16 protein-coding genes are annotated in these 20,425 nt (G+C 61.0%); 10 read left to right on the top strand and 6 right to left on the bottom strand.

The window, feature by feature from the left end; all coding sequences use genetic code 11:
- Positions 1-184 precede the first annotated feature (184 nt).
- From RAE09_RS07820 to RAE09_RS07830, 3 genes are all read left to right on the top strand, one after another.
- On the top strand, positions 185-550 hold the full coding sequence (locus tag RAE09_RS07820; RefSeq protein WP_316981397.1) for a lactococcin 972 family bacteriocin: 366 nt from the start codon (positions 185-187) through the stop codon (positions 548-550).
- A 65-nt stretch (positions 551-615) separates the two neighbouring features.
- Positions 616-2,580: a hypothetical protein gene (locus RAE09_RS07825; protein ID WP_316981398.1), complete on the top strand. Its 1,965-nt coding sequence runs from the start codon at positions 616-618 to the stop codon at positions 2,578-2,580.
- A gap of 4 nt (positions 2,581-2,584) precedes the next feature.
- Complete coding sequence (locus RAE09_RS07830) at positions 2,585-3,238, top strand: ABC transporter ATP-binding protein (protein WP_005325435.1); 654 nt, start codon at positions 2,585-2,587, stop codon at positions 3,236-3,238.
- On the opposite strand, the gene RAE09_RS07835 is transcribed toward RAE09_RS07830, so the two are convergent.
- On the bottom strand, positions 3,219-3,986 hold the full coding sequence (locus tag RAE09_RS07835) for a class I SAM-dependent methyltransferase (RefSeq protein WP_316981399.1): 768 nt from the start codon (positions 3,984-3,986) through the stop codon (positions 3,219-3,221). The genes RAE09_RS07830 and RAE09_RS07835 overlap by 20 nt on opposite strands.
- A gap of 24 nt (positions 3,987-4,010) precedes the next feature.
- On the opposite strand from RAE09_RS07835, the gene RAE09_RS07840 reads away from it, so the two are divergent.
- On the top strand, positions 4,011-5,120 hold the full coding sequence (locus RAE09_RS07840; RefSeq protein ID WP_316981400.1) for a glycosyltransferase family 4 protein: 1,110 nt from the start codon (positions 4,011-4,013) through the stop codon (positions 5,118-5,120).
- Here the strand turns inward: RAE09_RS07840 and RAE09_RS07845 are convergent.
- On the bottom strand, positions 5,035-6,453 hold the full coding sequence (locus tag RAE09_RS07845) for a hypothetical protein (RefSeq protein WP_316981401.1): 1,419 nt from the start codon (positions 6,451-6,453) through the stop codon (positions 5,035-5,037). The two genes, RAE09_RS07840 and RAE09_RS07845, sit on opposite strands and share 86 nt — an antisense overlap.
- Positions 6,443-7,597: a DUF3068 domain-containing protein gene (locus tag RAE09_RS07850; protein WP_316981402.1), complete on the bottom strand. Its 1,155-nt coding sequence runs from the start codon at positions 7,595-7,597 to the stop codon at positions 6,443-6,445. Before RAE09_RS07850 ends, RAE09_RS07845 begins: the two co-directional genes overlap by 11 nt.
- Positions 7,598-7,606: 9 nt before the next feature.
- On the opposite strand from RAE09_RS07850, the gene RAE09_RS07855 reads away from it, so the two are divergent.
- Positions 7,607-8,767 (top strand): acyltransferase family protein, encoded by a 1,161-nt coding sequence (locus tag RAE09_RS07855; protein ID WP_316981403.1) that lies wholly within the window; start codon positions 7,607-7,609, stop codon positions 8,765-8,767.
- On the opposite strand, the gene RAE09_RS07860 is transcribed toward RAE09_RS07855, so the two are convergent.
- The 3 genes from RAE09_RS07860 to RAE09_RS07870 are packed head-to-tail and all read right to left on the bottom strand — an operon-like array spanning position 8,688 to position 12,485.
- Positions 8,688-11,756, bottom strand: a complete 3,069-nt coding sequence (locus RAE09_RS07860) for an alpha-(1->3)-arabinofuranosyltransferase domain-containing protein (RefSeq protein WP_316981404.1) — start codon at positions 11,754-11,756, stop codon at positions 8,688-8,690. The two genes, RAE09_RS07855 and RAE09_RS07860, sit on opposite strands and share 80 nt — an antisense overlap.
- Before the next feature lie 2 nt (positions 11,757-11,758).
- Entirely contained in the window at positions 11,759-11,956 is a 198-nt protein-coding gene (locus RAE09_RS07865; RefSeq protein ID WP_005325448.1) for a DUF2613 domain-containing protein, read from the bottom strand.
- A 22-nt stretch (positions 11,957-11,978) separates the two neighbouring features.
- Positions 11,979-12,485, bottom strand: a complete 507-nt coding sequence (locus RAE09_RS07870; protein ID WP_250410461.1) for a universal stress protein — start codon at positions 12,483-12,485, stop codon at positions 11,979-11,981.
- A gap of 58 nt (positions 12,486-12,543) precedes the next feature.
- Between RAE09_RS07870 and RAE09_RS07875 the strand changes: the two genes are divergently transcribed.
- The 5 genes from RAE09_RS07875 (at position 12,544) to RAE09_RS07895 (ending at position 20,423) form a co-directional block, all read left to right on the top strand.
- On the top strand, positions 12,544-13,704 hold the full coding sequence (locus RAE09_RS07875) for a glycoside hydrolase family 3 N-terminal domain-containing protein (protein ID WP_316981405.1): 1,161 nt from the start codon (positions 12,544-12,546) through the stop codon (positions 13,702-13,704).
- 34 nt (positions 13,705-13,738) lie between these two features.
- Positions 13,739-15,424: a VanW family protein gene (locus RAE09_RS07880; RefSeq protein WP_179387074.1), complete on the top strand. Its 1,686-nt coding sequence runs from the start codon at positions 13,739-13,741 to the stop codon at positions 15,422-15,424.
- Positions 15,425-15,427: 3 nt separating this feature from the next.
- Entirely contained in the window at positions 15,428-17,209 is a 1,782-nt protein-coding gene (locus RAE09_RS07885; protein ID WP_005325452.1) for an ABC transporter ATP-binding protein, read from the top strand.
- 645 nt (positions 17,210-17,854) lie between these two features.
- Complete coding sequence (locus RAE09_RS07890) at positions 17,855-19,321, top strand: SpaH/EbpB family LPXTG-anchored major pilin (protein WP_316981406.1); 1,467 nt, start codon at positions 17,855-17,857, stop codon at positions 19,319-19,321.
- Between the two features lie 193 nt (positions 19,322-19,514).
- Entirely contained in the window at positions 19,515-20,423 is a 909-nt protein-coding gene (locus RAE09_RS07895; RefSeq protein ID WP_049378962.1) for a class C sortase, read from the top strand.
- The last annotated feature ends 2 nt before the right edge of the window (positions 20,424-20,425 follow it).

Here is a 20,425-nt window from a genome sequence, read left to right on the forward strand (position 1 = left end):
ATGCAACTCAACCGCCGCCCCCGCAAAACCCTGGGCTTTCAAACACCAGCCGAGAAAATGGCAGCACTGATAAACTCAACCGAAACATAGGAAGTGTTTCCACGACCACTAGAATCCGCCAGATATAAAAAGTAAACAATAAGTTAATCTTAGTTAATAAAAATGAAACTCTTTATCGTTAACGATGACAACTATTAATAATTATGAAATTATTTTATCGGCCCGGAAAACGGGTATTTCATTTCGGAAAAGGAGAGAAATAGATGCGGAAAAAAGTCTGGCTTCCGCAGCCGCTGCTTTTGTACTAGGTGCTGGTGCACTTGGGGGAACTGTTTTGGCAGGAGAACTTGTCGATGGGGGTATGTGGGAACACGGTAAGGGTGGAGGACGAGTGTGGTCGAACTACCACCATCCCAGTGTTAATCACGGTAGTTCCGTGAATGGCCACAAGTACGTTGACTCTGGCTGCCAGCCAGCGAATACGTGGGCCCGTGCGCAGGCATCATCTCGTTGGCTCGGGGCGGATGGCGCTTATTACCGCTTGTGTTAATAGAAGGTAAGCGTCACAAGGGTCGCCGTCATGGGCGACCCTTGCTTTAGTTAAGGAAGTATTTCATGAAAGAAGGCGTTAGCCTTTCTCAACGAATTCTCGCCGCATTTTGCGTACTATCCGCATTGTTCTTGGGGTATTGGGCGTTTGCGATGACGCAGTCGGAGGGAATATTTGAAACCGGCTCTTTCATTAACGTCGGATCGAATGATGGCCAGGGCTCTGAAATTCTTGCTGCACTCGATGAGGCTGCGCAATCGAAGGGTGAGCGCATTGCAGTGGAGCTCGAGCAACCGGACCATACCGACGTCTACGCCGCAGGGGACTTTGGCAGCAGTTGGTACGACACGATTGCGCCGGGCAGTCCAGTTCGCGTACACGATCTGTCGGAATTACCGGATGAGGATCCGCGTCAGCTTCTCCAACTGTCCGGAGGCGAGGATTTCAAAAATACAGTGTATGGGATTCTGGATGCTTACAGCGCGCAGCACCAGGAACTTGAAAGCCTAGAGTGGTCGTTCCTTTTTACGGATACCGCGCTAGCCGGAATTTATTTTTTGATTCTGGCCACGTGCTTTGCTGTCGTCGTGGCCGGCGCGATCGCACGAACGAGGGATTATGCCGTGTGGCAGCTCATGGGACTATCGCCTAGCGTCATATTTGCACGTGAGTTTCGGCGTTCTTATGCAAGTGCATTTCTTAGTGCACTGGCCATCGGGGCGGTGGCATTGGTGCTATGCGCAATATTAGTTTCACCACGAGTGATGCTAGGGATTATGCGTTACTCGGCAGTATTTCTGTTCCCGCTTCTCGCTGTCATGGTGGTGGCATTCCTCCTGACTACATGGGCGTGTAAAAAGCTAGCGCTGAGGGATCGGCTCAAAGGGAAGCTGCCGCAGCGCAGTACCGTGGCAATTGTCGTTTTGTTGAAACTCGTGCCCTGCATTGCAGCTGTAGGACTCATAGCCCCAGCACTAAACCACCTGCATGAAGTGGAGGTGCAAAATGGCGTTGGTAACTTCTGGAAGCAAGCCGATGATCTGCAGCTCCTGGAACTTTCAGGGGCGCGTGATAGCGAAGGCATCGTAGATTCAACACACAAGTTATCCGAGCTTGCGCGGGCTAAATCTGCGGTTGGTCAGTTTCAATATGTACAGTTTTCTGAGGACTCACCGGCAGAGTTCGGTGGAGTCGGCCGGGATATGCTCAGTTTCAATTACACGGCAGCGATGCGTTCGGTGGAAGGCCCACTGCGCGAGGAATTGCAGAATAATCCGCCGCACGAACCCACGAGGTATATTCCGCGAGGACTGGAAGGCATTGCAGATTCGGTCCCGAAGGACTTCTATTGCAGCGAGCACGAATGCCCAGTGGAGATCCTCGATAGTGATGACTTTGACGTAGCTACTTGGCAGATAGATGAAACTGGTTGGGGAGAACAGATAAAAACTGCGGGGCCGGTGATGACCATCTATCCGGATGACCAGTTGCCGTCAGATAGAACCATTGTTGCCGGCATGACTCAGAATGGCACTGGCTTTCTGGGTGGGGTTCCGCCTGAGCTTCGCGATGATCCGGACCTTAGCAACTTCGTTTTGAAGACCAACTCGGCTGCACATCTTTGGGCCAAGGGAAACGCATCGCTGCGTGCCGATACCGTTGCGTTGGTCCTCGGTGTCATTGCTGCGGCTTTGATTGCGCTAACCATGGCGGTCATTGCGGGCTTTTTGTATCGAAAGTTGTTTGCACAGCGGCTTCGCGTCTACCGGTTCATGGGAATCCCCATGGCTCGGGCGTATCGATATTTATGGCTTGCTGACGCCGCAATCTGTTGTGTCACCATCGCTTATCTATGGTTTAAAGGCGGCCAAGCACGAGAGCTAGAACGTATGAATAGTATGCCCGCCGTCGTCGCTCAGCTGAAAGTAACGCCAGAAGCAATGGCCTACGGGGTTGGGCTTTCGATTCTTGTGGCTGTCGTTTCAGTAATGACAATGGTGCACATCTCATATCGGGCAGGAAAGAGATAGAAGAATGAATGAGGCCGTAATAAAGATTCGGGAAGGTCGCTACTCCATTGCTAAACGCACCTTGTGGTCCGGCGTGGATATAGATATCGCGCCAGGGCAAGTAGTCGCCTTAACTGGGCCTTCGGGCTGCGGAAAAACCACGCTATTAAATTGCTTAGGTCTTCTGGACTCGCTCACCGGCGGAAGCATGGAAGTGCTCGGTCACGATGCTACGCGTATGAAAGAAAGGCAGGCGCGAAAAGTGCGTCGCAACGATATTGGCTATCTATTTCAGGATTTTGCTCTGGTTGATACCGATTCGGTTGCCGATAATTTAGCTGTAGCATTGCCTCCTAAGACGCCGCAGGCTAAGAAGTCAGAAATTATTTCCGGTGCGCTGGAGCAGGTGGGCTTAGCTGGGCGAGAGAAGGAGAAAGCATTTTCCTTAAGCGGTGGCGAACAGCAGCGAGCTTCTTTTGCCCGTATCTTGGTACGCACCCCGAGCCTCATCTTGGCGGATGAGCCAACTGCGGCTCTCGACAGTAAGAACAGTGACCGCGTGCTGTCCCTACTGCAGGAGCAAGCCGCTGCTGGTGCTGCTGTCATCGTGGTTACCCACGATGATCGAGTCCGGGATCAATGTAGCGAGGTATTCGAGCTCAGCGCGTATTGCCATTGAAACTTTTAGGTTGCAATACCAATGTCAAGTTAGAAACCGCGAATTCCCGCACCCCTGGCACACGGGTGAGCCACCAAGCCCAGCTGGGATGATAGCGGGGGAAGGCGAGTTGGAGCGCGCCGGTGCGCTGTGCCCAGGCAAGGCCGGCGGAGCAGGGGACGTCGAAAAGCGAGGTGCCAAAGACGTTCTTGGGTGGATGTCCGTGGCGGCGGGTATAGCGGTCGCGGGCAAACTCACCGCCAATGTAGTGTTCCCACAGGCCGGTCTCATGGCCGCCAAAGGGCCCGAGCCATACCGTGTAGCTTAGGATGGTGAGGCCACCGGGGCGGGTTACGCGCAGCATCTCCTCGCCCATATCCCAGGGGTTGGGGATGTGCTCGGCCACGTTGGAGGAATAGACCACGTCAAAGGAATTATCGGCAAAGGGCAGGTTGGTGCCATCGCCGCGCACGGAATTGCTCAAGTGGATGCCGGCCGCAGACATTTCGCCGGCGTCCGGCTCCAATCCCACATAGCGGGCGCCGCGCCGGGCAAAAGCGTCCGCAAAATAGCCCGGGCCACCGCCGACATCGAGCACCCGTGCCCCAGAAAGCGGCACGCCTAGGTCGCGGCCGAGGTTCTCCACCAGCGCGGCCGTATCTTCCGCGAGCCCGCCGTAGAAAATCTCCGGGCGCGTCTGCTCGAAGCGGAAGGAACGCAGCAGCTGAAAGGAGCGGCGCAGCGTGGCCATCTCACGGGTATGTCTCATAACCCACTAGGCTAATACCTCACGATGAAGATTCTTTTACTATGCTGGCGCGATTCCACCCACCCGCAAGGCGGTGGCTCGGAGCGCTACTTGGAGCGAGTGGGCGAGTACCTGGCGTCTCAGGGCCACGAGGTGGTCTTTCGCACCTCCAAGCACATGAATGCCGCTCACCGCGAGGTGCGCGACGGCGTGCGCTATAGCCGCGGCGGCGCCAAATTCGGCGTGTATCCGCGTGCTTGGGCGGCGATGCTGGCCGGCCGCCTGGGGCTGGGAGATCTGCGCGGCGTGGATGCGGTGATTGATACACAAAATGGCATCCCCTTCTTCGCTCGGCTGGTGTCCGGGGCACCGACGGTGCTGCTTACTCACCATTGCCACCGTGAACAGTGGCCGGTGGCGGGTCCCCTCTTGGGCCGGCTCGGTTGGTTCCTTGAGTCCCGGGTAGCTCCGCGCGTGTATCGCGGCGCTCCCTATGTCACCGTGTCTGAGGCCTCCCGCCAGGATTTAGAGGCGCTGGGCATTAAGGGCGCGCACATCATCGCCAATGGCCTGGACCCGGTTCCGGACCACGTTCCTTCCCTGGAACGAGAGGCCGAGGTGCACCTGGTCACGCTCTCGCGCCTAGTGCCGCATAAGCAGATCGAGCATGCCATGGATACGGTGGCGCAGACCCCGGGCGCGGTCTTGGACGTCATCGGCTCCGGTTGGTGGGAGGCTAACCTGCGTGCCTATGCCGAGGAGCATGGGGTAAGCGATCGCGTGCGCTTCCGCGGCCAGGTGACCGAGGACTATAAGCACGCTTTGCTGGCCCGTGCCGATGCCTTGCTCATGCCCTCGCGTAAAGAGGGTTGGGGCTTGGCAGTAATGGAGGCAGCCCAACATGGGGTGCCCGCCGTAGGTTATACATTTGGCCTGCGTGACAGCGTTATCAACGGCAAGACCGGCATCCTGGTAGAGCGCGAAGAAGACTTCGTGGCGGCCACCAAGCAGCTGCTTGCCGACGCCCCACTTCGCCGCACCCTTGGCTCCAACGCGCGGGATTTTGCCGCTAGCTTCTCGTGGAAGAAGACCGGCGAGCAGTTCGCGGAATTGCTGCAAGGGCTAGTAGCGGACACGCCATCCACAAAGCGGTAAGCGCCCACGGAACCTGCGGCCGGGGCGCGTTCGTTTCCGCGGCTATGGCACCGTCCACCACGACCACACCGACGCCGATCTCGGCCAGCCGGTTCATATCGTGCTCTTCCCACGCGCGCAGCGCCGCCCGGTATTGCGGCGAGGCTTGGTCCACCACGGTGCCGTCTACGCTCAATTCCCCCGATTCCACCATGGCCACCGCCTTGGAATAGGGGTCGACGGCCACGCCGCTGGGTACCTCCACGAGGTTGGCGCGCTCCGGGAAGAAGGCCACGCGGCCGGCAATCGCGCGCACCAACTGCTCATCTATCCCCGTATCCCGCGGCGCGAGCACCGCGAGGCGTCCTGGAACGGGCAGCAGCTGCACGGTCGCCGCCACGGTGGCCAGTGCCGCCGGCAGATTCGGCAGCGCCCCCAGCGAGGCCACATAGAGCGGCAACGCCAACATGGTCAGTTTCCCGCTATCACGCAGCAGCGCCGCCCCCGGTACGTGATCGATGGACCACACCAGAGCACCGGGAACCAGCCAGAAGAATATCGCCCCGCCGAGCCCAATCGCTGCGAGGACGCTCAACCGCGCGGGAACCCGCCACGCCCCGAGCAAGGCGATGATCGCCACGATGACACCGCAAACGGCGAACCCGATGGCTGCCTCGGCATTCCAGATGCCGCCCAGGCGCAGCAGTGCGCCCGCAGTGCCGACGTGTTCTTCCGCTCGCGGGGCAAACGCGGCCACCGCCGCTGCGCTATCGCCGGGCGCGGCGGGATTGAACAGGCCCGGAATGGCCCACGGCAAACACAAGACCACGCCGCCGAGCGCTACCCGCTTGCGGCAGGTCACCGCCGCGGTCACCACGGCAAAGAGACCACCCGTAGGGGTGAGTGAAGCTCCCCACATAGCCAGCCACGCCACCCAGCTGCGCTGCTTTCCTGCCCACGCGATGACCGGCAGCAGCCACGCAGCCACCGCAAGCGACCACTGGCCCTGCAGGAGACGCTCGATGACGAAGGGATTGGCCACCGCCACCGCCATCGCGCTCACCGCGGCGACCGTAGAGCGTGCCCAGCGCGCCGCGGTGAGCGCGGAGGACGCGGCAGCGGCAAAAATCAGCACCCGTGCCGCCCACGCGCCGCCCACGAGAGCAAGGAAACCGTCTTGCGGTGCGTTGCGGGCGGGTAAACTGCCGCCACCAAAGGCAGAAGGGGAAAGCGCCGGATGGTCAAGCAACGCCATATCGCGCCACAAGAACTCGCCGGGCAAGGCAAAGGGCCAGCACACCGCGGCCACAAGGAGGGCGCCCCAGATAAGGAGTAAAAGACGCCTAGCCTTCACGGTGTCGACGCATGTACATATAGGCGGCACAGAGCAATAGACCAACGCCGATGGCCTTGCCGGCCCAGCCGACCACCATCAAGGCGCGAATGGTGCGAATGACTGGGCGCACCTCATCAAGGCGCTCCGCGCGGGTCTCATCGGACCAGCGCAGATCGGCGGCAAAGATGGAACGGTCCTCCGTATCGCCATTCGCCACCATGGTGCCGGCCTGTTTTTCATCTGCCGCGAAGAAGATCTTGATGTTCTCCCGCAGGTCCACCATGGTGCCGGTGGTGGGCTCGACGGAGATATCGCGGCCGATGGTGTAGAAGGGCTCTACCGTGACCCGGTCAGTGGCATCTAGGCCGAGGAGCTCGCGCGACTCGGCGTCGTAGAACCGCTTCGCCGATCCGGAGATACGGAAATCCTCGGCCGCTAGCTGCCTATCGCCGGTGCCAGTATCGACCTCGGCGGTAATGTTTTTGCGCATATCAGCCAAGGAAATGGGCTGGATATCGTGGTGGAAAGAATAGGTTGGGATTCCGTCGAGCTTTTCCGTCGTGGTGAAGTCCACCGCCGTGGAGGATTGCGTCGCTAGATCGAAAAACGGATAGGAGCGCTGCTCGGTACCGGAGGGAAAGAAGTAGTTGATTCCATCGCGCTCGAAGTCGGTGCGGGCCATGCCGGTATCCAGCGCCGGTAGGACAAATCTCCATTTATCCTTTGGCGCGGCAACCGGGTAGGTGGACTCGCGGTTCAACACGGAATGCTCCGTGATTTGGGCAAGGGGAGTATCGCCGGCGAGCAGGCGAGAGAGCGAATCGGAGTTAGCGAGCGCATCATCTTCTGCCACCTCAGAGGTGGTGGTATTGCGCTCGATAGTGAGCAGGTCGTGGTGCAGGTAGCACCACATGGGGGCCTGCTTTTCCTGGCACTGCGGGTCCTTGCTATCGCCGGAGGCTTTGGCCCCGGCGATGAATTCAGGCGCTTCCATCCACACGCCTGCCGACGGCGCGGTGACGGTGTTGATGTTTTGGTCGAAGGCCAGCGGCCGGGTCTGATTGTTATACAGCGGCGGCACCACGGTACCCAGCACCAAGAAAATGACTGCGGCAATGACAACCCACGCCAGTGGCGAGCGTGGCCAAAGGTAGCGTTTCATTGCAGTAGTATGTCCAATCAGTTTCAGGTCGATCCGGGGTTAGGAGCAAGCGTGCAGCCGCAGGCATCTGTGAAAAGCGTACCCCAGCATCTGCCGGAGCTGGACGGTCTACGCGCGGTCGCCTCCCTTGGAATCATTGTCACCCACGTGTCTTTTCAGACCGGAACCGGGTGGGGGTTTGCCGGGCGCTTCGACTATTTCGTCGCCGTCTTCTTTGCGCTCAGTGCCTTCTTGCTGTGGCGCCGCCGCGGCTTGCACACCTTATCCGGCTATGCGCGCTCGCGCGTGGCCCGCCTATTGCCAGCCTATTATGCCTGCGTGGTGGCCGTGATGCTCCTGCTTCCCGACGCCCACTCGCTCACCCTCACCCAACTGCTGAGCAACCTCACCTCTACCCAGATCTATGTGGTGGACGGGCTAGCACCGGGGCTTACCCACCTGTGGTCGCTATGCGTGGAGTTCTTCTTCTACCTTGCCTTGCCTTTGTTGGTGTGGCTCCTCGGTACGCTGCCGCGGCGCTGGCGGGTAGCGGCCATCGCGCTGGGCGCCGTGATTAGCTGGGCCTGGGGTTTTGTTCCCTTTGTGGCCGATTACTCCAAGGATCAGGTCAATTCGCAGATTTGGCCGCCGGCGTATGCTTCGTGGTTTGCCGTGGGAATGCTGGCCGCGGAATGCGAAGAGGCCGGTGTTAGCCGGCGCGTGCAACGCGCGCTGCGGCCGCGCTGGGCATGGTGGCTCGTGGCAGCGGTGGTGCTGTGGATTTCCAGCCGCGAGTGGTTTGGGCCGCAGGGACTGGTGCATCCAGAACCGGGCGAATTTTCCCGCCGGATCATTGCGGGAGCGGCCTTCGCCGCAGTCGTGGTGGTACCGGTAGCGCTCGCCCCACGGGATAAGTCTTGGCTGACCAGCCCGCTCATGCAGGCACTGGGCGCGTGGTCCTATTCCATCTTCTTATGGCATGTGGCCATTCTGGGACTGGCGTTTCCGCTTACCGGGGTGCCGCTGTTTAGCGGGAAGCCCCTGGACTTTTGGGTGATTCTGGCCGTAACGGTGGTGGCCACCGTGGTGGTCTCGGCCGCGAGCTATACACTCATCGAGCGTCCCGGCCGGGATTTTCTCCTCGGTCGGAGGCGAAAAGACAGGCCACGCCCGCGGCACACAAGCAGCTAAGCAGGAGCGAATCGCCCGCATAGGAGCCCGATGTCCACGGCGCGCGGGCGAGGATCGCCCCGGCCGCCGCTACGACACCAGGAGCGAGGTAGGCGCGCGGGATGGTGGTCCAGCGCAGCACCAACCAAGCGGCAACGGCCGCGACCGCGGCCGGCCAGCCGGTCAGGGCCAGCGCGCCGAGAGCGACTACGGCCGAGGCGGCACCGCCGCGCGGCGCGCGCCACGTGGGCTGGGACGGGCGCCGCGTGGCCGCCAGGATGCACAGGCCGAGGGTGAGCAAGCCCAAGGCGCCGCCGAAGAGGAGGGTGGCGCGGTAAACCGGTTGGGCGCTAAAGATCATGCGGAAGTCACCGGAGCGGCCGGCCGGAATGACAAAAGCTTGGGTGGCCGCATCGATCTCGCGCGGGGTGAGCTCTTGATCGCCTAGGTAGCCGCGCAGGCCCGTATTGAAGGCGCGACCGGTGACCAAGAGACGATCCTCATCAGCGGCTGCAATCGAGTACCCGGTGGGCTCGGAAGAGCCTGCTGGTTGCCAGTCCTTCTCGCGCAGGCTCACCCACGGCCCCGTGGTGCGCACGCGGTGCGTGCCAGGGCTGAGGGTGAGGGAATCGCCGGGGGAGTAGCGGTGGGCGTCGATAAGCACGGGCTTGGTGGAATCCACCGTCACGCGCATGGGGCGCGGCGCCGTGAAATCGCGGATGAGCACGCCGGTATCCTGCAGCATGCGCTGGAAGAAGAATTGGTGCACGTCAGGCGAGGTATCCGGGACGGTCACCACGCGCTCGACCGGCTGGCCTTCCACCCCCAGTTCCGCGATCCCGGTGCGGTGGGATAGCTCCACGCGGATGGACTCGGTATCGCCGCCGGGAACGCGGACCTCCTGCGAGCGGAAAGGCTTGAGATCCACGTCCACCGCGGCGCTGCCAGAGCGCACGGTCACCGTGGTAGCGCTGGTGGCCATGAGCTTGAGACGCGGCTGGGTGAATTTGCCGCGCAGTTCAATCCACCCGGCATCATCGCCCGGCGCGGGCCACCAGGCGGTGGAGTTTTCCCCATCCACCGCGGCCGTGGCGGACTTCTTCGGCTGGGCGCCACCGAAGGCCGTGGCATCGGCGGCCGAGGAGGAAACCGCCACGGAACCACCGTGGGTTTCTACCTGGGTAAGCGGCCCAGTGGAGGGATAGTCGCGCAGGCGGTTATTCACGTGGCTGGGGTCGTCCGCGGCCAGGGGTGCGGAGATGGGGCCATCGAGGGTGCCGTAGTTGCGGTCTGTGAGCGTCGGGGTATCGGTGACGATATCGGCGTCGCGATCGACGAGCTGTCGGGTGGTGGGGGTGGAGTGGGCGTCGAGAAGCGCCAAGGCTTCCCCGCCGCCGGCCACGCGCACTGGCTCTGTCGGCCCTAAGGACATGCCGGCGTGGTTGAGCAGGATGACATCGACGTCGCCGAAGCGATGGACCTCGCCGCCAAACTTGCTGGCCAGGGCCTCGTCCTCGCCGGTGAAGAGATCATGGCGCACCATGACCGCGCCGATGCCCAGGCGCTGCAGGGAGCGAACGCCCGTGGCTGGGTCCTCCTTGAGTGCGGCCATGACGCCGTCGAGCCCGCGGATGGCTTCTGGCGGCACGAGCGGAATGGCATCGCGCACGGCCCAGGGGACATCGAGCAGCGGCTGGGCCGGCTCGTCGCGCGTCCATCCCCAGGTCTGCCGGGCAAAGGACGCCTCCGGGTAGATAAGCGTGCGGGTATCGGCGGCATGGGTATTGATAAAGTCCGTGGCCTCGTGCCAGTAGGAGGGCACCTCTTCATAGGCCCCCAGCGGCAACAAGCGCTGCGACCATGCCGGGGAGACCACCGCGATGCACAAGAGCAGCGTCAGTGCACCCACCGTCTGCCTCTTGGTGGGGCGCAAACTCCTCGGTAGTGGAAGATGGGCGCAGGCGCGCGCCACGCCTAACAGCAGTGGTATGTGCACCAGCGGATCGAATTTATGCAGGTTGCGCAGCGCGGCCAGCGGTCCATCGAGCGCATCGAGGTACCACGCCACCTGGCAGCCCAGCACCGCGATGCCCACCACCAGCATGACGGACCACACGCGCGGCAGCTTGCTAAGACCGTAGATACCCACGGCCGCGATGCCCATGGTGACCAGCACAAAGAAGGACTCGGTGGCTAGCTCATAGCCGGCCACGCGTTCGGTATCAACAAACGGCGTCCAGCTCGTGGTGCCGCGCAGGATCTCGGGCAGGTTGAGCCAGCGCGTGGTCACGCGGGCGGATTCGATGAATTCCGTAAACGGCGGGGCATAACGCCCAAGCACGACGAGCGGGCCGATCCACCAGGCCGATACCGCCAGGCACCCTAAGAGCCAGGCCGCGCCGGGTCTGAAGGCGCGGCGGTAGAGCAGGATTACTGCGGCCGGGATACACGCCGCGATGGTCGCGGTGGCATTGACCGCACCCATCAGCGCTACGGGGATGGTGGCCGCGGCGGCATCGCGCCAGGTGAGCTTGGCGTTGAGGAAGGGCAGGATAACCCAGGGAGCGAGCATGACCGGCCAGGTCTCAGAAGAAATGGCGGTCAGAGTAGAAAGAGTGCGCGGCGAGAGCGCGTAGAGCATCGCCGCTACCCAGACCCACCTTCCGCGCAGGCCTACCTTGCAGGCGAGCTTATGGAAGCCGATGAAGCCGACGCTTAAGACCAGCAGCCACCATAGGCGCTGGGCCACCCAATCGGGCAGGGGCTGGGTTAAAACGAAGAAAGGTCCCTGGGGAAAGAGATAGCCATAGGCCTGATTTTGCAGCTGTCCCAGGGTAAAGGTGTCCGTATAGGCGCTTAGCGCCCCGCGGAGAAAATGCAGCGGCTCGGCCGCCAGATCATGTTTGGTATCGGCGGCCGTCAATCCCCATGGCTGCACGAGGAGGATAAGTGCTAGGGCAAAGATCCCCAGCGGGTAGGGGCGGGCAAGCCGCCCGCGGAGGGTACGCACACCTAGTTGCGGGATCCGTACTCAGGGCCGCCCAAAACCGCATCGGAAGCAGAAACCGCATTGCCTTCCGGCACGGTATCGGTGCCGGAGAACTGTGCGATGCCGATGATGGTGATGACGCCGAGCGCGATGCCCACAACAGCGCTACCGATGGCAGGGCCAAGGGTGCGCTTGTTCAAAGAATCGGTTTCCAGAGCCATGGCTAAAGATACTAGCAGCTATTTAGAAGTATTCTGCCTCATCATCGTCCGCGTCATCCTCGTTTTCCTGCGGCACGATAAAGACGGGAAGGCCGGCATTGCGCACAATCTGATCGGCGGTGGAGTTAGTCCACCAGGCGCGGAAACCGGTCAGGGCGCGGGTGCCGGTCACGATGACATCCACGTCCAGCTCGTGTGCTGCATCAATGATGGCGGAGGAAATAGTGGTGGCGGATTCCACCAAGTGGGCGCGGCCGGCTAGGCCCAGGCTTTCGGCCAGCTCGATGCCCTGGCGGCAAATCTTGAGCGCCTCTTCATAGGCCGGATCCTCCTCGACGCTGTCCGGGGAGACGGTGGACTGGTGCATTCCGGTGCGGCTGACGGCGCGGGCGGTTTGCCGCGCTACCGGCTCCCAGGCGGTGAGGATTTCTACCGTGGTGGGCCGCAGCAGCTGGGCCGCGTACTCGAGGGCGCGGCCGGCTCGTTCGGTGCCATCGTAGGCAATTAGCATTGTCTCGCCGTTACTCATGTCACTAGTCTACCCACCGCTTGCGACAGAACGCGAGGAATATTGCACACTAGAAGGCATGAAAACTCCGCGCATCCTTGCCAGCCTCGCCCTCGTGACGGCCCTAGGCGCCTGCTCTACTTCCACCCAGGAGGACAATGAGAGCCAGGACTCCACCACTCCGGCTGCGTCGAGCTCACCTGCCGCAACGCATGAAGCGCACGAAGAGACCTCGCAGGAAGAGGCCCCGCAGCAGGACATCCGCGCCATGGCTGCCTCGGTGCTGATGCCGCCGGTCACCAACTACGACGACGCTAAGGCCAAGCTGGAGGCCGGTGTGGGCGGAATCTTTATCCCTAGCTGGGCGGATCCAAACCTGCTGCAGGAAGAGGGCCGCGATATTAATGCCCTGCGCCAGGAGGTGGGCCGCGACTTTGAGGTCTCCATCGATTTTGAGGGCGGGCGCGTGCAACGTTTCTCGGAGATCCTGGGCGAGTATCCCGCGCCGCAACAGATGGCGGCCGAGCGTTCCCCGCAAGAGGTGGAACAGCTCGCGCACGAGATTGGTACTACTCTCAAGGCACATGGCATCAACGTGGACTTTGCGCCGGTGCTCGACGTCGATGGCAATGGCCTAGAAGTGGTGGGCGATCGATCCTTTTCCACCGACCCAGCCCAAGCGGGTCAGTATGGCGCGGCCTTTGCACGCGGGCTGGATTCCGCTGGGGTCAAGGCCGTGTTCAAGCATTTCCCGGGCCACGGCCGCGCTTCTGGCGATACCCACCTGGCCGAGGCCGTTACCCCGCCGCTAGAAGAACTAGAAGGCCACGAGTTCATTCCTTTTAAAACCGCTCTTCCCCAAGCGCCCAATGCCGCGCTCATGATGGGCCACCTCGCCGTGCCCGGCCTGGGTGATGGTCAGACGCCTGCTTCCATCCTGCCGGAAGCCTATGGCCTAGCCCGCGAGACCCTGCAGTACGACGGGCCCATCTATACCGATGATATCGGCGGCATGAAGGCGATTGCGGATTCGCTCCCGCTTGCCGACGCCGTCGTGGCCTCCCTCAATGCCGGTGCCGACATGCCCCTGTGGTCCACCGAAAGTGACATTAATGCGGTGATCGACGCCGTTGTTGGCGCCGTCGACCAAGGCCGCCTGCCACTCGAACGACTTGCGGACGCCGCCCGCCATGTCAGCGCTCCCCCGGCCGGCGCTGCACCCGAGCCCGCACAGGACTAGGAAAAATGCCACTAAAACCGTTAACCTTTAAGGCGTGAAAAAGGCAGAAGGAAAAAACGGTGCTAAAGGCTGGCTCATCGCGCTCGGCGTATTGGTCGGCCTTGTCCTAATCGCGGGCATTGCTTATGCCTGGGATGTCGCAGCAAACCAGGACAAGATTCCGCGCGCCGTTTCCGTCAACGGCGTGGATATCTCCGCCATGGATCGCACCGCCGCCGTGGAGAAGCTCGAAGACGAGCTTGCGGGCGTAGAAACCGAGCCCGTGAGCGTTACCTCCGGCGACCTGCACACCGATTTCGTTCCCTCCGAGTCGGGCCTCGCCCTGGATAACCAGCGCGCCGTGGACAATATTGAGGAGCCTTCCCTTAATCCTTTTACCCGCCTGTATAGCTTCTTCCGCTCCACCCGGGATATTCCGGTGGAGACCAACGTGGATGAGGCCCAGCTGCAACCGGCCCTGGACCGCGTGAAGAAAGATCTCTCTACCGATCCAGTCGATGGCATGCTGGAGCTCAACAATGGTGAGCTCAAGGTCACCGACCCCAAGCTTGGCCAAACCGTGGATGCCGGCGCCCTGCACAATGCGGTTACGGATAATTGGCTCGATTCCGAGGGCGTAGACGTGGACCCACAAGAGGTAGAACCAGCCATCAATGATGAAGCCATCGAGGCCATGCGCACCGGCGATGCCGCCAAGGCGCTGGATAATCCCATTACCCTGAAGGCCAAGAATAATGTCAGCGCTACCTTGAATAAGCCGGAAATCTCCCAGTTCACCAGCATTGAAAAGAAGGACGGCAAGCTCAAGCTTGCCGTGGATACCAACCGCGCGCAGGAGCTGCTGGCCGAGCGCTCCGAGGGCGCCGATGTCCCCGGCGTAAATGCCAAGATTTCCTTCAACGGCAACGACAAGCAGATCACCCCGTCCGAAGACGGCGAGATCATCGACTGGGAGCCGACCATGAAGGACTTTGACAAGCGCGTGACCGGCGACGACCGCGAGTGGGATGCTACCTACAAGCCGGACCCAGCAGAGTTCACCACCGACGATGCCAAGAAGGCGACCTTCAACGACACCGTGGGCGAGTTCACCACTGAGGGCTACTCCGCTGCCTCCGGCAAGAATATCGAGCTGGTAGCCCAACAGGTCAACGGCGCCGTGGTCAACCCAGGCGAGACCTTCTCCCTCAACGGCCACACGGGCCCTCGCGGCACGGCACAGGGCTACGTTGAGTCCGGCATCATTATCGATGGCCACTCCGGCTCCGCCGTGGGCGGCGGCATCTCCCAGTTCGCCACCACCTTGTACAACGCTGCCTACTTTGCGGGCATGGAAGACACCGCCCACACCCCGCACTCGTACTACATTTCCCGCTACCCAGCCGGCCGCGAGGCCACCGTGTACGAGGGCGCCATCGACCTGCAGTTCACCAATACCTTCAATACCCCAGTCCGCATTGAGACCGACTTTGGTGGCGGCAAGATCACCGTGCGCCTGAAGGGCACTAAGACCGTCGACGTTGAGTCTGTGAACAACGGCCGCTGGGCCAAGACGGAGCCGCAGCGCAAGTCGGTGAGCGAGGATTGCTCGCCGTCGTCTGGCGCGCCGGGCTTCACCACCTCGGATACCCGCGTGATCAAGGACCTCTCCGGCAAGGAGATCTCCCGGGAGACCACCACCACGGTCTACGACCCGCAGCCCATCGTTACCTGCGGTTAAGCCATGACCCGGCCGATGCACACCGCGGTGAAGGACCCGGCGGACATCGATCAGCTGGCCCAGCACCCGGTTGCCTTCCGCCGCGTCGCCGGCCTGTTTCGCCCGCACCGCGGCACGCTGTTGCTGGTGGTGGCACTCATCATCGCCACCTCCGGGCTGACGGTGGTGCAGCCTTTCCTGGTGCGCCGCACCGTGGATGAGGCCATTCCTGAACACGACACCGCGCTGCTGCTGTGGCTCGTCGGCGGCATGCTGGCCATCACCGTGGTCTCCCAGGCCATCGGCGTTATCCAGTCCTTTCTGTCGGCGCGGGTGGGGCACACCATCATGCACGAGCTGCGCACGCAGGTCTTTGCCAACCTGCAGCGCCAGTCGCTGCAGTTCTTTACCAATAACCGCGGCGGTGAGATTCAGTCGCGCCTGACCAATGACATCGCGGCGATGCGCGGCATGGTGACCACAACCGCGACATCCGTGGCCAGCAACCTCACCATGACTGTGGCTACGTTGGTGGCGATGGTGGCGCTTTCGCCTACCCTCTCGCTTTTGTCCCTGGTGGTACTGCCGCCTGCAGTGTGGCTGACCCGCCGCGCCGCCGTTCTGCGCCGCAGCCTCATGGAGAAAAACAGCCGCGCGCAGGCAACATTGCAGCAGACCATTTCGGAGAACCTGTCCGTGTCCGGCATGCGCCTGGCGGCCACGCTGGGTGCGCAGGAGCGCGTCTATGACGGCTTTGAGAAAACCTCCCGCTCCCTCATCCGTTTGGAGCTGGAATCGCAGTTGGCCGGGCGCTGGCGCATGGCGCTGACGCAAATCATCTTCGGCGTGATGCCGGCCCTGATTTACCTGGCGGCCGGCTTGCGCCCGGGCATTACGATTGGCACGCTCATCGCCTTTTCCACCCTGCAGACCCAGATCTTCCGTCCCATTACCGGCCTGCTCAACGTGGGCGCGCAGTGGGTGGCGTCGATGGCGCTGTTTAGCCGCATCTTCGAGTACCTGGACCTGGAGCCCGAACTCACCGAGGCCACCCAGCCCGCCCAGCTTGCCGACGCCTCCCTCACCCTCCAGCACGTCTCCTACCGCTACCCCGGCACCGACACCGACGCGCTTTCCGACGTCTCCCTTTCCATCCCCGCCCACACCACCACCGCGCTAGTGGGGCATACCGGGTCCGGCAAGTCCACGGTGGCCGCACTTTTTGCGCGCCTTGCCGATCCGACCGAAGGCACCGTGCACCTGGGCGGGGTCGACCTGCGCGATATTCCACCTGAGCAGCGCGCGGAGGTCATTGGCGTGGTCTCCCAGGAGACCTACCTGATTCACGGCACGGTGCGGGAGAACCTCCTCTTCGCGCAGCCGAATGCGAGTGAGGAACAGATGTGGGCGGCGCTTAACGCCGCGCGCGTGGACGAGGTCATCGCCGCGCTGCCGGAAGGTCTGGACACAGTGGTGGGCTCGCGCGGCTACCGCTTCTCCGGCGGTGAGCAGCAGCGCCTTTCGCTTGCCCGCACGTTGCTGCGCCAACCACGGGTGCTCATCTTGGATGAGGCCACCTCCGCCCTCGACAACGAGACGGAGCGCGCCATCCAGGAGGCAGTGCTTGGCGCGGATGCTACCCGCTTGGTCATCGCCCACCGCCTGTCCACTATCCGCGATGCCGACCAGATCATCGTCCTCGACGCTGGCCGCGTGGTCGAGCGCGGCACCCACGCCGAGCTGCTTGCGTGCGGCGGTGCCTATGCGGCGCTTCTTCGTGCTGTCGACGAGGCTCAGAGTACGTAGAGAGCTCTTGTCAGGAATCTTAACGCTATTAACTCTTTGGTACGTGGGCTGTTGAAGGCTGAGAATCTAAATGAGTTCAGGGTACCTTGAGCGCTCTTGGTGACGCTTCCTTTTATGGGTCATCAAAGGGGATGTTCTACCTGGTGGTATTGGCAGCATATATGGTTCGTTTCGTCGTCGTTGGAAGGTGCTCTCTGGGAAGCTACTCTCCTGCGTGAAGCTTGCATTCTATGTAACGGGTGTAAAATCGAGCAGGCTTACCCCCTTAAAGGGGCAATGTGTTCAGTTTCACACAAAACTAGATGACGTCTCGAAAGCATTAGTTGAACTGCAGAAGGAGTCTTCACGTTTGGGTGGACCGTGCGGATTCTTGAGAAGTTTAGCCGGTTTTGCGGGGGAGGAGCTTTAGTCGGGGACTTTGCCCAACACGCTGGGGTAGAATCTAGTTATGTAATCCACAGGCTATCGTTAGTTAAGGTTGGGGCCTGCGTAGACGTTTCCACCTGAAAACTACTCCTACTCTCGGCAGGCGAAAGATTCTTAGCAACGAGTCAGGTCATGGTGCGTGAACCGTGGGGAATGGATTGCACACAGCCAATGAGGCGCGGTGCCTCATTTCAGAACTCGTGTAAAGGACCAGTTTCCGTGAACAAGATCTCTCGTACCGCTCGTTCAGTTGCCTTCGCTGCTATCGCCGGACTCGCTTTGGGCGTTTCCGCTCCGGGTGCACTGGCCCAGGAGAACCCTGGCGCTGAGCAGGGGGCCGTGAACAAAGCAAACATCGATTTCACTAAGAAGGGTTCGATCACCCTCTTCAAGAAGAAGGGTGCCGAGACCAATAGTCGGGCCACTGGTAAGGAAATGGCGGGCGTTCCGGGTGAGGCTCTGCCTGGTGTGACCTACAAAATCACCAAGCTTGATTACGACCTGCAGAACGGTGATTGGGCGACGTTCCCGAAGACCGCTGCCGATGCCAAGGGTCACGAAACCACAACGACTTTTGGGTTGACCACTGGTGACGACGGCAAGGTGGCCTTCGAAAACTTGGACTTGGGTATCTACTTGGTAGAAGAGACGAAGGCCCCGGACGGCATCGTTACTGGCGCTCCGTTCATCGTGTCGGTGCCGATGGTCAATGAGGCTTCCGATGCCTGGAACTACGACGTCATCGCGTACCCGAAGAACGCGGAAACCAAGACCGAGAAGACTGTCAAGGATGCAGATCAGAACATCCAGGACGCGTACACCTACACCATCAACGCGGATGCTCCGACCTGGGGTGCGGGTAAGAGCCTGACCGCCTTCCGCTTCGAGGATCAGCTGGACCAGCGTTTGGACTTCCAGAAGGTCACCGAGGTCAAGGCTGGAGAGACCGCTCTGGGTGCCGGTGACTACGAGGTCAACAATCCGGCTGAGAACGGAAACAAGCTCGTCGTTAAGCTGACCGACCAGGGCCTTGCCAAGGTTAAGTCCGGTGACAAGATGTCTCTGACCTTCGAGGTCAAGCGCAAGGAAGTGGGCGACACCACTGAGCTGAAGAACCAGGCTGACGTCATCTTCAACAACCCGAACACCGGCAACGAGGTCAAGAACAAGACCAATGAGGTCGTGACCTACCACGGCAAGCTGAAGGTTGTGAAGAAGGACGGCAAGGAGGACGGTAAGGTCCTGGAAGGTGCTGAGTTCGAGCTATACCAGTGCACCGCGGCAAATAAGCTGGGCGGTAAGTTGACCGTCAAGGAGCAGGACAAGTGGACCACCGGTGCTGACGGCACCATCACCATCGACGGACTGCACGTCACCGACTTCGCAGATAACGCACAGGTCACCGACATCAAGAAGTTCTGTCTGAAGGAAACCAAGGCTCCAGCGGGCTACGCACTGCCGGAAAACCCTGTTACCGAAATTGAGTTCACCCGCGAGAACATCGCGAAGACTGGTGAGCTCGAGGGTGACGACGCCGTCACCCTTGTTTCTGAAATTGAAAACATCAAGCGCGACACCCCGAACCTGCCGATGACCGGTGGTGCCGGTGTGGGCATCCTGGCTGCTATTGGCGCAGCAATTGTTGCTGCTGGTGCTTGGTTCGCTCGTCGTACCGCGCGCAACTAATAGCCGGGCGTAGTTCCGGTGGCGCAGACTGTCCATGATGGTCTGCGCTGCGGGTCGGGTAATCAAAATATGGTGCTCGACCCAGTGAGGGGACTGGGCTAGGTATAGACTTCAGTCCCCTTCATTCTCTTTCGTTGTAATCCCGGTCGCGCTGCGCTAGCGCGTGGGGCATTGTTTTGGGTGGTGCGGGTCGTTGACTACGGTGGTAGGCCAAAATGCAGGCCGACGGCACAGGCGCCGTGGAGGCCTAGTCCTTCCGGCGGTAATCGTTGTCGTTGGGTTGTTGGTGATGCTGTACCCAGTGGTCTCGACCGCATGGAACAATTGGAACGCCTCAAGAGTGGCGCAGGAATATGCGCGACTGGATAAAGAGACACCGGCGCAGGTGCAGGATTCGGTGTGGGATGCTGCACATGCATACAACGAAGAACATACGTCGGGTCCGATCTTGGATCCGTGGCTGAACCGTATCGGGGTAGACAATCCCGACTATGAGGCTTATTTGAAGCAGTTGGGTGAGACCGAAGCGATGGCCCGCCTCGTGTTCCCAGCAGTAGACGTTGATCTTCCGGTGTTTCATGGCACCGCAGATAAGACACTGCAGCGTGGTTTGGGGCATTTGTATGGTTCTGACCTGCCGGTCGGTGGATCAGGAACCCATTCCGTCATTACGGGGCATACGGGTCTGGCAAATTCGACGATGTTTGATCACCTCGACTCTGCCACCGAGGGAGATGTGTTCTATATCCAGGTTGCTGGCCACAAATTGAAGTACGTCGTAGACGACATTCAAGTTGTGCTGCCGAGCGAGGTAGATGGCCTACGGCCAGTCGCTGATCAGGATTACGTCACACTGATTACGTGCACCCCGTACGGGATCAACACGCATCGCTTGCTGGTGCGTGGCCATCAGGTTCCTATGGAGCCTGGGGAGGAGTCGGTGTTTGAAAACTCCCATGGTCCGGGCTGGCAATGGTGGATGTACGCGCTGTTGGCTGCGGTGATTGTCATTGGGTGTTGGCTGGTGTGGTGGCTGCGTCGCCAGAAGGCGGCTACCGGGGTGCAAGAAGTTATTAATAAGGAAAGTAGCGTGCGGGAGTAAGG

It is taken from the genome of Corynebacterium tuberculostearicum, from assembly GCF_032821615.1.
Lineage (GTDB): Bacteria > Actinomycetota > Actinomycetes > Mycobacteriales > Mycobacteriaceae > Corynebacterium > Corynebacterium tuberculostearicum_H.